Consider the following 13,223-nt stretch of genomic DNA (forward strand, 5'->3'; position numbering starts at 1 on the left):
ATGGCAGCAACAGCCTGGTCAATCCTCCCGCCAATCATCACGATCGTCTTGGCACTGTGGACCAAAGAGGTCTACATGTCGCTGATCATCGGCATTTTCTCGGGAGCACTGCTCTTCACGGGCGGCAACGTCCTCACAGCAATCCTCACGATGTTTGAGGTCATGGCCGATAAAGTCGGCAGCAACGTCAACATCCTCGTTTTCCTCGTCATCCTCGGCATCCTCGTGGCCGCCATCACGCGCTCGGGCGCAACCAGGGCGTATGGTGACTGGGCCGTCAGGACCATCCACGGCCCGCGCAGCGCGCTGCTCCTGACGGCGCTGCTCGGCGTCGTCATCTTCATCGATGACTACTTCAACTGCCTGACGGTTGGCACCGTCATGCGTCCAGTCACCGACAAGTTCAAGATTGCGCGCACGAAGCTCGCGTACATCATCGATGCGACGGCTGCGCCGGTCTGCATCATCGCTCCCGTCTCGAGCTGGGCAGCCGCCGTCGGCTCCTCCCTGCCGGAAGATACGACCATCGACGGCTTCGCGCTCTTCCTGCACACGATTCCATTCAACCTCTATGCCTGGCTCACAATCCTCTTCATGGTCTTCATCATCTGGACGGGGCGTGATTTTGCAGCTATGGGCAAGAGCATCCTCGCCAACAAGAAGCATTTTGAGATTCCGAAGGAATATCAGGATACCGATGAATCCCAGATCAAGCATGAGGATCAGGGGCATGGCAAGATGATCGATCTGCTGCTGCCATTGCTCGTCCTCATTGCCGCCTGCATCTTCGGCATGCTCTACACGGGCGGCATCTATGAGGGCAAGAGCGTCGCAGAGGCCTTTGCAAACTGCGATTCCTCGAAATCCCTCGTACTCGGCTCGTTCATCGCCTTCGTCTTCACGGGCTTTTTGTACCTGCCGCGCCGCATCGTCACGTTCAATGCGTTCTGTGACAGCTTTGGCTGGGGCTTCAAGGCCATGACGCCGGCCATCTTCATCCTCTGCCTGGCCTGGACGCTTTCGGGCATCTGCAGCAAGGAATACCTCGACCTCGGCGGCTTTGTCGGCGCCGTCGTCAGCGCGCATGCCTCGATCATCCTGTTCCTGCCGCCGATTTTCTTCCTCGTGGCCATCGGCCTGGCCTTCGCGACGGGAACCTCGTGGGGGACGTTTGGCATCCTCATCCCGATTGCCATCGCCGTGCTCGGCACGAATGACCCCAACATGCTCGTCGTCTGCGTTGCCGCCATCCTTTCGGGCGCTGTCGGCGGCGACCATGCTTCGCCGATTTCCGATACGACCATCCTGGCTTCTGCGGGTGCACAGTGCCACCATATCGACCACGTCAGCACGCAGATTCCTTATGTCGCAGTGGTGGCATCCTGCAGTTTCCTCGGCTACCTCGTGGACGGCTTTACGGCAAACGGCTGGCTGGGCCTTGTGACGGCTCTCATCTGCCTGGGCATCTGCATGGCCTATATCCTGGCCCGTGTCCCAGCAATCGCCAATGATGAGAGTCAGCGCTGATTCTCATCGTATTCCCTGATATTCTCTGATGGAAAGAAAGGCAGCGATACACATGATTTACACGTATCAGACGAAGGGCACGTGCTCCCGCCGCATCCAGGTTGAGCTCGATGGCAAGACCATCAGGCACGTCTCCTTCGAGGGCGGCTGCAACGGCAACCTCAAGGGCATCTCGAAGCTCGTCGAGGGCCTCGATATCGATTTTGTCATCGGACGCTTCAAGGGCAATACCTGTGGCGCGCGTCCGACTTCCTGCCCCGACCAGCTGGCCAAGGCCCTGCAGGCCGCTTACGAAGCTGAGCAGAAAGGCTGAGGTGGCTCATGATCTTCGACAGTCACAGCCATACGGCCTTCTCAGCTGACTCTGAGATGCGGGCGCAGGATGCTCTGAAGAACGCGCAGGAGCGCGGCGTCGGCATCGTCTTCACGGAGCATCTCGACCTCGACTATCCGGGGGAGATTGACTTTACCTTTGATCCGCATGCCTACTGGCAGGCATATGAGCCGCTGCGGGGCGAGGGCGTCCGCCTTGGCGTGGAGATCGGCATGTGGGAGCAGACGAGAGAGCGCAGCACAGCCTTTGCAAAAGAGGTGCCGTTTGATCTCGTCATCGGCGCCATCCATCTCGTCGACGGCGGCGATATCTACTACCCGGAATTCTATGCTGGCCGTCAGAAAGCGGAGGTTTACCACCGCTATTATGAACAGATGGCAGAAAATCTTCGCCGTCACGATTTTGTCGACGTGCTCGCGCATATCGACTACATCGCGCGCTATGCGCCGTACGATAATCCGGAAATCTCGTATGGAGATTTCCGAGAAGATATCGATGACGTGCTGCGCGCTGTCATCGAGACGGGAACGGTGCTTGAGCTCAACACGCGCCGCCTCGGCAGCCGCCGCGCACTCAAGGAACTTGTGCCCGTCTACCAGCGCTACCGGGAACTCGGCGGCCGCTATGTGACGGTGGGTTCCGATGCCCATACGGCCGATGCCGTCGCCTGTCATTTCCACACGGCGGAAGAGCTTGTGGACACGCTGGGGCTGCAGATTGTCACGTTCCGCAGCCGCCAGCTGGAATTCTGCCAGCAAAGCTGAACATCACCTGCAGCATTCTGTTGCATAGAGGTGCTGCGGCAACAGGCAAAATACCTGCTGCCGCGGCACCTCTATTTTTTTTGATGAATTGTTATTTTGACCTATTGACATTTTGACCATTTGAGCTATAATAAGAATTGTAAAGAGGAAAGGGAACCGCAAGGAACCCGGAACTCCACGATGACAATATTTCCAAAAAGTTCCCGGGCAGCGAGCACCGCTTCGGGTGTGCCGCTCAGGCAAGCTTGCAGAAAGGGGATTTTGATTATGTTTGGTTTAGTTCCATTTGTATCCGGTAAAGATCTGGCAAGAGAAGAAAATGATTTCGACCGCCTGTTTGATGTCTTTGACGAACCGTTCCTGACGAACTTCAAGGCACCGGATTTCAAGGTCGATGTCAAGGATAACGGCGACAGCTACGATCTCATGGCTGAGCTGCCGGGCCTCAAGAAAGAGAACATCTCCTTGAGTTATAAAGACAACTACCTCACCATTGCGACGAAGCAGGATGAGAATGAAGACAAGAAGGACGAGAAAGGCAATTATGTGCGCCGTGAACGCCGCACGAGTTCCATGAGCCGCTCCTTCTACATCGACAACATCGATGAGACGAAATGCCAGGCCGATTACAAGGATGGCGTCCTCTGTGTCCACATGCCGAAAAAGACGGAAGAATCCGCCGCAGGCCATACGATTGCCATCAATGGCTGATGTCGGCTTGAATACCATTACTTTAGCTTTCCCTCATAACTCTCTCTAACGATAAAAAGAGCGGGGACCGCAGATCTTGCGGTCCCCGCTCTTTTGTACATAAGAGGAGGATCGGGAGAGGCAGGGAACATGCCGTGTCCTTACTCATGGCCTTGGAAAATGGTCCCGGGTAAGGTTGGCCAGTCGCACGAGCGTCAGCATGACGGGAACTTCCGTGAGCACGCCGACGGTTGTCGCGAGTGCAGCGGGACTTGTCACACCGAACAGGGCAATCGCTACGGCCACGGCCAGCTCAAAGAAATTCGACGCACCGATGAACCCGGCCGGTGCCGCGATGGAAAAGGGCAGGCGCAGCAGACAGCAGGCGCCGTAGGTCAGGCCGAAAATCAGGAACGTCTGCAGGATCAGCGGCACGGCAATCAGCAGGATGTGCAGCGGATTCTCAAGAATGATTTGGGCTTGTGAGCTGAAGATGATGACGAGTGTGAGCAGGAGGCCTGCCGTCGTGATGCCGTCAAAGGAATGAACGAATTCCTGTTCGAAATAAGCAAGGCCTTTTTTCCGCACGACGAAGAGGCGCGTGGCAACGCCTGCGGCGAGCGGAATGACGACGAACAGGAAGATACTCAGGAAGAGCACATCGTACGGGACGCTGACATGTGAGACGCCCAGCAGGAATTTGACGATGGGCACGAAGGCCACGAGGATGATGAGGTCATTCGTGGCGACCTGGACAACCGTATAGGCCGGATTGCCGCGTGTCAGCGTGCTCCAGACAAAGACCATGGCCGTGCAGGGCGCGGCTCCCAAAAGGACGGCTCCTGCCAGATAGGAGGTCGCAAGATCTGCGGGCAGGAGCGGACGGAACAGGACGAAGAAGAACGCATACGCGAGTGCATACATCGTGAATGGCTTGATGAGCCAGTTGGCAATCCAGGTGACGAAGAGCCCCTTCGGTGCCCGGCCGACCGCACGGATGCTCTCAAAATCGACCTTGATCATCATGGGGTAGATCATCAGCCAGATCAGGATGGCGATGGGGATGGAAATGCCGTCAATCTCCATCTTCCCGAGGGCGGCGGGGATGGCCGGCAGGAAATGGCCGATGGCGACACCGGCAAGCATGCAGAGCAGTACCCAGACTGTCAGGTACCGCTGGAAGAAATTGATGGGACTGCTGTTTGGCGAACGCATGGCAAAAGACTCCTTATAAATAGACAGATTGAAATATATGAATTAAAAAGGGATAAAACCAGGAGCTCAGTCCTGGCAGCGGCAGTTTTTTCCGGGGACGGCTGCCGATACGTGCTGCAGCTCTGAGAGCCAGTTGGAAATTTCCTTTATGGTATCGGCCTGCAGCGTATAATAGACCCATTTGCCGTCCTTGCGGCTCCGGACCAGACCGGCATCACAGAGAATCTTCATGTGATGGGAGAGCGTGGGCTGGGAGAGATTGAGATTCTCAAGCAGGACACAGGCACATTGCTCCCCCTGCTGCAACAGCTGCAGGATATGCAGACGGTTGGCATCGCCCAGGGCTTTGAATACCTTTACGCGTTGTGCGGATGATATCATGTTGTATCTTCCTTTCCTTCATCGATCTCTTGTTTTCATTATAGATAATACATTTACATACGTCAATATATAAGAGAGAATGATGGCACTGATGTGGTATTTCATATGAATACATAAATATTAATTATAATTAAGAAGATGATTATAACATAAAATTTGCATTATATTTTGCTTTGACAGTTGATAATGAGTTTCTGTTTTGATAATATGGTAGAAAAGAAAATGGATGGTAATGAGTATCAATTGTGAAAAAGAGAGGGAAAGACACATTATGAAAAAGAGATTCATCCAACGTCAAATCGCGTTGGCCGTAGTAGGCGGCTGTCTGTTTGCACCGTTTTCGATGCATTCTGCTTTAGCGGCCGATGAAGAAGTCTATGATTCTGGTGCGGTTGATATCTATGCCGCCAAGAATGCCGAACCGGCGCCAGCGGTGGAAGAGAAGGCAGCTCCCGAAGCACCTTCTGTGGAACCGGTAGCAGAACCGGAGCAGCCGGCTGAGAATGCCTATGCAGGCGGTCAGGTGGCCAAGAATGTTGACCTTGGCATCCTGGGGGATAAGCCGGCACTTGATGCGCCGTTCAGCATCACGGGGTATACGGAGCAGACCATTGAGAACAAACAAGTCACGCAGGTGGCAGACCTCATCGCCAATGATCCATCCATCAGCAATCAGACGCTGTCGGGCGTTTCGAGCGCCTGGAATATCCGCGGCTTCAAGGCGCAGCAGCAGGATGTCCAGCTCAATGGTCTTTACGGTGTGGCGCCGCGCTTCTACGGTGGCATCGAAGGCGTCGAGCGCGTCGATGTGCTCAAGGGACCGAGTGTCCTTCTGGCCGGTATCGCACCGAACGGCTCGCTGGGCGGCACGGTCAACTACGTCACGAAGCGAGCAGATCAGGAACCGCTGACGCGCCTGACTCTCTCATTCGGTGACGGCACGATCTTTACGCAGCACCTCGATATCGGCCGCCGCACGGACGATGGCAAGGCTGGCCTGCGCATCAACATCCTCAACCGCAATGGTGAATCTTCCCTCGACGAGCACAATCGCACTTCGTCCATCACGATCGGCGCCGATTACAAGACGGACCGCTGGCGCACGAGCTTTGATTTCGGCTCGGTCTACAACAAGGTTTCCGATCAGCAGTATCAGCTGACGATCGGTGCCGGTGCCCTCAAGACGATGAACAGCATGTTCCGCGTGCCGCGCGATACGAAATTCGGCGCGGATGGCGGCTATCGCTCCATCCATGAGAATTACGGCATGATCCACAGTGAATACGACCTGAACAAGGATTGGACGGCGTATTTCTCGTATGGCCTGCGCAATACGAAGATGGAGTACTTCTACAACAATTTCAAGCTGTCGGATGCCCTGGGCAATGCCACGATGCAGTACAATTACAACAATCAGGTCAACAAGGCGGATTCCGGCGAAGTCGGCGTGCGCGGTAAAGTCTTCACGGGTGACTGGAAGCATGAGCTGACGCTCTCGGCCAACCGCATCCACTACACCCGCTACATGAATAACCGCAAGGTGGGGTCGTCACTCAAGACGAACCTCTGGAACATTGATTTCCAGACGCCGGAAAACCCGTATTCCTGGTCTGAGCCGAAAAACGATGAGAATACCTTCACGGGCATGGCCATCTCCGATATCATCTCATCGCCGAACGAGAAATGGCAGCTCATCATGGGTGCCCGCGAGCAGAATGTCAAGGTCGATACGTACAATACGAAGACCGGTGCCGTCAAAGCGCATTACGATGAATCCGTCTTTACGCCGGCCTTTGCCGCCGTCTACAAGCCGCGCAAGAATGTCTCGCTCTATGCAAACTACATGCAGGGCCTCGATGCCGGTGATTCCGTTGTCTCGGATACGACGGCCAAGAACTACGGCGAAGCCTTTGCACCGTTCAAGACGAAGCAGTATGAGGTCGGCGTCAAATACGACTTCGGCAAATGGGCAACGACACTCGCCGGTTTCGATATCCAGTCGCCGACGCTGATCAGTGACGGTGCCGGTTATTACTCCCCGAGCGGCGAGATCCGTCATCGCGGCATTGAGTGGAATGTCTACGGTGAGCCGCATCAGGGCACGCGCATCATGGGCGGCATCATGTTCCTCGATGCGAAATACCGCAATACGCAGGACGGCCAGTACGACGGCAACCGCGTGGCCGCAACCTCGCGCTGGAATGCCGTATTCGGCCTCGAGCAGGACATCCCGTCGGTGCCGGGTCTGACGCTCACGACGAACCTCACGTACAACAGCGATGCCTATACGAACGAGAGCAACAGCTTCCGTGTTTCGCCATGGGCTACCTGGGACATGGGTGCCCGCTACAAATTCAAGGCTGGCCACATCCCCATGACGCTGCGCGGTGATGTCTACAACATCACGAACCGCAATTACTGGCGTGCACTCATCAATGACGGTGTCTTCCTCGGCAAGTCGAGGACGTTCATGCTGTCGCTGAGTGCCGATTTCTGAGTGGGAAGGGGTATATCTTGCAAGCGAGACTGATTTCAACGAGATATTGTGCACTCTTTGCGGTCTGTTCGGTTGTTCTCTTCCTCGGACTTTCTCTCTTTTTCCTGACGATCGGCATGCAGGATATCCCGCTGCGGGATATCCTGCATGCTTTTACGGCGGCCGATCCCTCGGATGTGCAGGGGCTCATCGTGCGCACGCTGCGCTTTCCGCGCCTGCTGGCAGCCATCGTCTGTGGTGTGAGCTTTGCGGTGGCAGGCGCCCTGATGCAGGGCGTCACCAACAATCCGCTGGCAAGCCCGTCCATCCTGGGCATCAATGCGGGGGCGAGCTTCGGGCTGGCCGTGGCGATGATCGCCTGGCCGCTGGCATCGTTCCAGGCCACGATTCTCTGCGCGTTTGCCGGTGCGGCGCTGGCGACGGCCCTCATCCTGCTTCTGGCCTCCGCGCGCCAGGGCAAGGTATCGCCTGTCTTCATCGCCTTGTCTGGTACGGCCGTCAGCGCCGTCTTTCTCGCGGTCACGCAAGTGCTCGTCGTCTACTTCGATGTGGCGCAGGAACTCAGTTATTGGACAGCGGGCGGTATCTCCGGCATCAAGCTGCCGACAATCCTTTCCGTCCTGCCCTGGACAGCTGTTGGTCTTTTGACGGCGCTCTCGATCTCGCGCTCCATCACGCTTTTGTCCTTCGGTGAGGAAATGGCCATCGGCCTCGGCGGCAGGCTCCCGCGCATCCGCGTGTTCGCGGGACTTTCCGTGCTGCTGCTGGCCGGTTCCGCCGTGGCGGTGGCCGGTCCCGTCGGTTTTGTCGGCCTCGTCGTCCCGCATATCGTGCGGCGGCTGGTGGGCATCGATTACCGTCTGGTCATTCCGTTTTCAGCTGTGCTCGGCGCCAATCTCGTCATGATTGCCGATATCCTGGCACGCATGGTGGCGCCTCCGTTTGAGACGCCGCTCGGTGCCGTGACAGCTGTCGTCGGCGTGCCGTTTTTCCTGTACCTGGCCAACCGGAAGGAGGTGCGCCGCGGATGAAATCCACCCTGCGTTATCCCGCACTGATCACCGTGCTGGTCCTCTTCCTGGCGGTACTGTTCTTCTGGCATCTTTCTTTGGGGTATCACTATCTGTCAAAGGAACAGCTGGCTTCCATCCTGATTTTTGGAGGGACGCCGCAGGAGATGCTGACGGTTTACGATTTCCGCATGGTGCGCTCCCTGCTGGCCGTGCTCATCGGCATGGGGCTGGCCATTTCCGGCGCCATCTTCCAGACCGTCTCCAAGAATGAGCTCGCGAGTCCGAGCCTTTTGGGCGTCAATGCCGGCGCCGGGCTCATGGTCATGCTGCTCATCTACATGACGGATGCAGCCAAGGGCCTTGAAATCTGGGAGCAGCCGCTGGCCGCGGTACTCGGCGGCGCGCTGGCGGCACTGACCATTTACCGCCTGACGTACCGCAGCGGGCATATGACCTCGACGTACACGCTGGTGCTCAACGGCATTGCCGTGACCGCCGGGCTCCACGCCCTGCAGATCCTCTGCCTCGTCGGCCTGGATTCGACGAAATTCCATCAGGTCAATACGTGGCTGATCGGCAGCATCTTCGGCAACAGCTGGAGTCAGGTCACGGTGCTCCTGGTGATTGTCTGCCTTTTCCTCGCATTCTTCTTTGCCAGCCATGAGACGCTCGACATCCTGTCGCTCAAGGAAGAAACGGTCATCGGCCTCGGTATTCCCATCAACCGGGCGCGTTTTCTCTACCTGATGGCGGCCGTGGTGCTCGCTGCCTCCTGTGTGGCTGTAGCCGGCAGCATCGGCTTCATTGGGCTCATCTGCCCGCATATCGCCCGCCGCCTTGTGGGTGTCATGCATCGGCGCTTCCTGCCGGTGACGGCACTTTTGGGCGGCATCCTGCTCGTCCTGTCCGATGGCGTCGCGCGCGTCGTGATCGCACCGGACGAGATGCTCGTGGGCCTCATCGTTTCGCTGATCGGCGCGCCGTATTTCCTCTATATCCTGGCGCGCAGCAGAGGCTGATGCAGCCGCAAACGCTCAGACAGCCTCAGAAAGGAAGGTTACAGATACATGGAGCTTGAAGCTCGCAATCTCAGGGCCGGTTATGAGAATGCCGTCATCATTGAACGGATGAATCTCAAGATCCCGGCTCACCGCGTGACAGCACTGATCGGTGCCAACGGCTGCGGCAAATCGACTCTTCTCAAGACGATCTGCCGCATCCAGCCGGCACTGGGCGGCGAGGTCCTCCTGGATGGCAGGCCCATTCACGACGAAGACAGCCGCACGCTCGCGCGGAAACTCGCCATCCTGCCGCAGAACCCGACGGCCCCTTCCGGGCTAACGGTACGCGAGCTCGTCAATTATGGACGGGCACCGTACCGTCCGCGCTTTTTCGCCCGCACGACGAAGAAGGACCGCGAGATGGTGGAGTGGGCACTTGCGGAAACCGACATGATGGAATTTGTCGACCGTCCCGTGGAAGCTCTGTCGGGCGGCCAGCGTCAGCGTGCCTGGATCGCCATGGCCATTGCGCAGGATACGGAAATCCTGTTACTTGACGAACCGACGAGTTTCCTCGACGTGGCACATCAGCTCGACGTGCTGACGCTCGTGCGCCACCTCAACCAGGCGTACGGCAAGACCATCGTCATGGTCATTCACGAACTCAACGAGGCTGCCCGCTTTGCCGACCATCTGCTGGCGATGAAGAAGGGGCAGCTGCTCTACGAAGGAGCGCCGGCGGAAATCTTCACGCAGGACATGCTGCGCACGGTCTTTGGCATCGATGCGGAAATCCTGCGCGATCCGCGCTCCGGCAGCCCGTATTGCATTCCCTACGTGCAACGGGAGAGAAAGGAGCCACAGCATGCGTAAGCGGCCGTACGCCATTCTTCTCGTGCTTTTCGTGCTGTTGTCCGCCGTTTGCCTGGCAGGCTGCGGCGCACAACAGGCAGCACCCAAGAAAAGCACGGCGCTCTTTGACCCTGCCGTGCCGCGCGAGGATACGCCTGAAGCGATTGACGCGGAACTTACGGCCCGTTTCCAATCCATACAGAAAAAAGCGCGCAAGAAATTCACGGAGGAGGACGGCCATAAGATCCTGATGCATAAATACGGGCAGACCATGCTGCCGGATCACCCGCAGCGCATTGCCGTGGTAGGGCTGGAGGATACAGCCGTTTCCATGCATCTGCCCATCGTCGCCGCGCATGTCGTATCTACGTCGTATCTCTATCCCTTCATGAAGGATATGGACCTTGCGAATATCCATATCAACCCGGATACGCGCACGGTCAACCTTGAAGAGGTCCAGGACGTCCATCCGGACCTCATCCTGCTTCGTGACAGCTATGACAAGAATACGTATCTGGCACTCTCGAAAATTGCGCCGGTGGCGCCGCTTGACCTGCAGGATGAGGAAGTGACGGAGCTGGCCATGGCAGAAGCCGTGGGCCGGCCGGAGCTCGGCGAGAGCCGCCTGCTCTCGTACTATGCCACGGTCAGGCAGGCCCGTCTGGCCATCAAGCAGCAAATCGGCAATCAGACGGTGTCACTGCTGCGCGTCCTGCAGAAGGAAATCCGTCTTTATCCCTACTCGGCCAATGCAACCAACCGCTTCATGTACGAGCTGTTGAATCTGCGCCCGCCGGACATGGTCGTGGCGCTCGATGCAAACAAGAACAACATGGTGCTTTCCATGGAGTCCCTGCCGGACCTTGACGCCGATTATCTCGTGCTTTCCAGCGGGTACGGCGCGGGTGCGGCGGGCAATCAGGAGGCTGCCGCGAAGCGCTATGCTGCTTTGCGTGAGGACCCGCTCTGGCAGACATTGCCTGCCGTGCGCAAGGGCCATCTGCTCGAAGTCAATTCCGTCGTCTGGAATGCGCATGGCCTCATCGCCAAGGAACTGGCCATCGAGGACCTCGTGAACTGGCTGGGGCATGGGGCCGCAGCAGACCGATGACAAGCATATCTCTATTCGTGAATATACGTGAACACAGGAGGAAAAAACATTATGGAACTTCTCGCAACCGGTTTTGAATTTTTCCAGAAGGGCGGCATCGTCATGTACATCCTTCTGCTCTGCTCGATTTTCGTCGTCTCGATCGGCGTGGAGCGTGCACTGTATTTCCGCCGCATGGATTCCGGCCGCGGCTTTGCCCGTGACTTCTATCTGGCACTTTCCAACGGCAACTGGCAGAAGGCGCGCAAGCTGGCCGATGATTCCCGCGGAGCCCTGGCGGACATCCTCTTCACCGTCATCACAAAGAAGCCGGAAGCAGCCGTGAACCCTGCCGCCTACATGGAAATCCAGTCCGGCATCGCTCTCGCAAAGCTCCGCAACCGCCTGTACTACCTTAGCGTCATCGTCACGATGGCACCGCTTCTGGGCCTGCTCGGCACGATCAGCGGCATGATTACCTCGTTCTCGGTCTTCAATCTGGAGTCCGGTCAGGCCACGGCCATCACGGGCGGCGTCGGCGAGGCCCTGATCGCTACGGCCATGGGCCTCTGTGTTGCGATTTTCTCGCTGGCTGTTCACGCTTACTTCACGCAGCGCGTCGAGAACATCGTCACGGATATGGAGCAGTGCTTCTCGCTGGTCGAAGCGACGGCCGGGGCAAGTGAGGAGGCGGCCTGATGCGACTTAGAGACAGACGGAGCTTTGCCAAGCCGGAAGTCATGATCATCCCGATGATCGATATCATGTTCTTCCTGCTCGTATTTTTCATGATCAGCACGCTCTACATGGTCAACCTCAAGACGGTTGATGTCAACATGCCGCAGGCACAGCACGCCCAGACCCAGATGAACGTGACGTACCTCGTCACAATGAAGAAGGATGGCACGTTGTACCTTGAGGATAAGCCCATTGAAGAAGCGGCGCTCATCAAGAGTGCCAAGGAAGAGAACCGCCAGAACTCGCATTTCGCGATTGTCGTGCGCGCCGATGAAGGCATCGATTACGGCAAGGTTGTCGAGCTTCTGGATCATTTCCGCGCAGCTGGTATCAGCCGCTTCGGCCTGGCTGCCGATTCGGCGGGAGGAAAATCATGAAGACCACAGAAGATAAAGACCGGCTGATCGGCTGGTGTTCCTCCGTGGGCGTTCATGTCATCCTTCTGCTGCTGGTCGCCGCCACCGGCCTTTTCCAGGCCGTTTCGAGCGAGAGCCGTCCCGTCGATGTCGAGATCTACGAGAACATGACGGATGAAGATGACTCGTCCGCCGAGGAAGCAGCGGCTGACGATGCGGCAGCTGAGCCCGCGGAAACGCCGGCTGTGGATCCCATCGTCGTCAATCCCGATGTCCCGGCGCCGGCGGTGGAACAGGATCAGAAGGAAAAGCCGGATGAAAAAAAGCCGGACAAGGAGAAGCATGCGGATAAACCCGCCGGCGATGCCAAGGCTGCGGGCAAGAATCCCCATGGGGATGCGCGGGGCAAGCCGGACGGCCATGGCGGCAGCGGCCAGCAGGGCCCCGCACCGCATGACCCGGGCAAAGCCAAGCACGTCAAGATGCGTGCGCAGGAGCTCGGCGGCTCGGCGCCGTCGTATCCGGAAAGCCTGCGTGCCCGCAACGTCTCGGGCAGCGTGACGGTCAAGTACGTCATCAATGAAGACGGCAGCGTCAGCAACCCCGAAATCACGGTTTCCTCCGGCACGCCGGAGCTCGATGCCGCCGCCACGTCGGCCATCATGACTTACCGCTACACACCGGCCCGCAACGACTACGACGAACCCGTCAAGAGCTATTGGGCCAAGACCTTCAACTTCCATCTATGATGGTATAACTCTTTCG

The 13,223-nt window shown here is 57.5% G+C and carries 14 protein-coding genes; 12 read left to right on the top strand and 2 right to left on the bottom strand.

Annotation, left to right across the window (positions count from 1 at the left end):
* The 4 genes from DWZ54_RS06480 (at position 1) to DWZ54_RS06495 (ending at position 3,336) form a co-directional block, all read left to right on the top strand.
* Positions 1-1,527: a Na+/H+ antiporter NhaC family protein gene (locus tag DWZ54_RS06480; protein WP_118474969.1), complete on the top strand. Its 1,527-nt coding sequence runs from the start codon at positions 1-3 to the stop codon at positions 1,525-1,527.
* 52 nt (positions 1,528-1,579) lie between these two features.
* On the top strand, positions 1,580-1,840 hold the full coding sequence (locus DWZ54_RS06485; protein WP_118014980.1) for a TIGR03905 family TSCPD domain-containing protein: 261 nt from the start codon (positions 1,580-1,582) through the stop codon (positions 1,838-1,840).
* Positions 1,841-1,848: 8 nt separating this feature from the next.
* Positions 1,849-2,625 (top strand): histidinol-phosphatase HisJ family protein, encoded by a 777-nt coding sequence (locus DWZ54_RS06490; RefSeq protein ID WP_118474970.1) that lies wholly within the window; start codon positions 1,849-1,851, stop codon positions 2,623-2,625.
* A 267-nt stretch (positions 2,626-2,892) separates the two neighbouring features.
* Entirely contained in the window at positions 2,893-3,336 is a 444-nt protein-coding gene (locus tag DWZ54_RS06495) for an Hsp20/alpha crystallin family protein (protein ID WP_118014982.1), read from the top strand.
* 144 nt (positions 3,337-3,480) lie between these two features.
* Here DWZ54_RS06495 and arsB read toward each other — a convergent pair whose 3' ends face one another.
* Complete coding sequence (gene arsB, locus DWZ54_RS06500; RefSeq protein ID WP_118474971.1) at positions 3,481-4,530, bottom strand: ACR3 family arsenite efflux transporter; 1,050 nt, start codon at positions 4,528-4,530, stop codon at positions 3,481-3,483.
* A 66-nt stretch (positions 4,531-4,596) separates the two neighbouring features.
* Positions 4,597-4,911, bottom strand: coding sequence for a helix-turn-helix transcriptional regulator (locus DWZ54_RS06505; RefSeq protein WP_118474972.1), 315 nt, complete (start codon positions 4,909-4,911; stop codon positions 4,597-4,599).
* A 271-nt stretch (positions 4,912-5,182) separates the two neighbouring features.
* Between DWZ54_RS06505 and DWZ54_RS06510 the strand changes: the two genes are divergently transcribed.
* Genes DWZ54_RS06510 through DWZ54_RS06545 form a run of 8 tightly spaced genes read left to right on the top strand, consistent with a single transcriptional unit; the run spans position 5,183 to position 13,207 of the window.
* Entirely contained in the window at positions 5,183-7,408 is a 2,226-nt protein-coding gene (locus tag DWZ54_RS06510; RefSeq protein ID WP_118474973.1) for a TonB-dependent siderophore receptor, read from the top strand.
* A gap of 17 nt (positions 7,409-7,425) precedes the next feature.
* Positions 7,426-8,439, top strand: a complete 1,014-nt coding sequence (locus tag DWZ54_RS06515; protein WP_233541640.1) for an iron ABC transporter permease — start codon at positions 7,426-7,428, stop codon at positions 8,437-8,439.
* Positions 8,436-9,440 carry an iron ABC transporter permease gene (locus tag DWZ54_RS06520; RefSeq protein ID WP_118474974.1) on the top strand — a complete coding sequence of 335 codons (1,005 nt, stop codon included), beginning with the start codon at positions 8,436-8,438 and terminating at the stop codon, positions 9,438-9,440. Before DWZ54_RS06515 ends, DWZ54_RS06520 begins: the two co-directional genes overlap by 4 nt.
* Positions 9,441-9,488: 48 nt before the next feature.
* A complete protein-coding gene (locus tag DWZ54_RS06525; protein ID WP_118474975.1) occupies positions 9,489-10,295 on the top strand; it encodes an ABC transporter ATP-binding protein in 807 nt (268 codons plus the stop codon).
* Positions 10,288-11,385 carry an ABC transporter substrate-binding protein gene (locus DWZ54_RS06530; RefSeq protein ID WP_118474976.1) on the top strand — a complete coding sequence of 366 codons (1,098 nt, stop codon included), beginning with the start codon at positions 10,288-10,290 and terminating at the stop codon, positions 11,383-11,385. The genes DWZ54_RS06525 and DWZ54_RS06530 overlap by 8 nt, the downstream gene beginning before the upstream one ends.
* A 51-nt stretch (positions 11,386-11,436) precedes the next feature.
* Positions 11,437-12,063, top strand: a complete 627-nt coding sequence (locus tag DWZ54_RS06535; RefSeq protein WP_118014989.1) for a MotA/TolQ/ExbB proton channel family protein — start codon at positions 11,437-11,439, stop codon at positions 12,061-12,063.
* The gene (locus DWZ54_RS06540) at positions 12,063-12,479 is read left to right on the top strand and encodes a biopolymer transporter ExbD (RefSeq protein WP_118474977.1); all 417 of its coding nucleotides are present in this window, start codon (positions 12,063-12,065) and stop codon (positions 12,477-12,479) included. The genes DWZ54_RS06535 and DWZ54_RS06540 overlap by 1 nt, the downstream gene beginning before the upstream one ends.
* The gene (locus tag DWZ54_RS06545) at positions 12,476-13,207 is read left to right on the top strand and encodes an energy transducer TonB (RefSeq protein WP_118474978.1); all 732 of its coding nucleotides are present in this window, start codon (positions 12,476-12,478) and stop codon (positions 13,205-13,207) included. Before DWZ54_RS06540 ends, DWZ54_RS06545 begins: the two co-directional genes overlap by 4 nt.
* The last annotated feature ends 16 nt before the right edge of the window (positions 13,208-13,223 follow it).

The sequence above is a fragment of the Mitsuokella sp. AF33-22 genome (assembly GCF_003475755.1).
Classification (GTDB): Bacteria; Bacillota; Negativicutes; order Selenomonadales; family Selenomonadaceae; genus Mitsuokella.

Excerpts from the sequence above, each read along its gene's own strand:
- DWZ54_RS06480 (WP_118474969.1), top strand. The coding sequence starts at position 1 with ATGGCAGCAACAGCCTGGTCAATCCTCCCGCCAATCATCACGATCGTC.
- DWZ54_RS06485 (WP_118014980.1), top strand. The coding sequence starts at position 1,580 with ATGATTTACACGTATCAGACGAAGGGCACGTGCTCCCGCCGCATCCAG.
- DWZ54_RS06490 (WP_118474970.1), top strand. The coding sequence starts at position 1,849 with ATGATCTTCGACAGTCACAGCCATACGGCCTTCTCAGCTGACTCTGAG.
- DWZ54_RS06495 (WP_118014982.1), top strand. The coding sequence starts at position 2,893 with ATGTTTGGTTTAGTTCCATTTGTATCCGGTAAAGATCTGGCAAGAGAA.
- arsB (WP_118474971.1), bottom strand. The coding sequence starts at position 4,530 with ATGCGTTCGCCAAACAGCAGTCCCATCAATTTCTTCCAGCGGTACCTG.
- DWZ54_RS06505 (WP_118474972.1), bottom strand. The coding sequence starts at position 4,911 with ATGATATCATCCGCACAACGCGTAAAGGTATTCAAAGCCCTGGGCGAT.
- DWZ54_RS06510 (WP_118474973.1), top strand. The coding sequence starts at position 5,183 with ATGAAAAAGAGATTCATCCAACGTCAAATCGCGTTGGCCGTAGTAGGC.
- DWZ54_RS06520 (WP_118474974.1), top strand. The coding sequence starts at position 8,436 with ATGAAATCCACCCTGCGTTATCCCGCACTGATCACCGTGCTGGTCCTC.
- DWZ54_RS06525 (WP_118474975.1), top strand. The coding sequence starts at position 9,489 with ATGGAGCTTGAAGCTCGCAATCTCAGGGCCGGTTATGAGAATGCCGTC.
- DWZ54_RS06530 (WP_118474976.1), top strand. The coding sequence starts at position 10,288 with ATGCGTAAGCGGCCGTACGCCATTCTTCTCGTGCTTTTCGTGCTGTTG.
- DWZ54_RS06535 (WP_118014989.1), top strand. The coding sequence starts at position 11,437 with ATGGAACTTCTCGCAACCGGTTTTGAATTTTTCCAGAAGGGCGGCATC.
- DWZ54_RS06540 (WP_118474977.1), top strand. The coding sequence starts at position 12,063 with ATGCGACTTAGAGACAGACGGAGCTTTGCCAAGCCGGAAGTCATGATC.
- DWZ54_RS06545 (WP_118474978.1), top strand. The coding sequence starts at position 12,476 with ATGAAGACCACAGAAGATAAAGACCGGCTGATCGGCTGGTGTTCCTCC.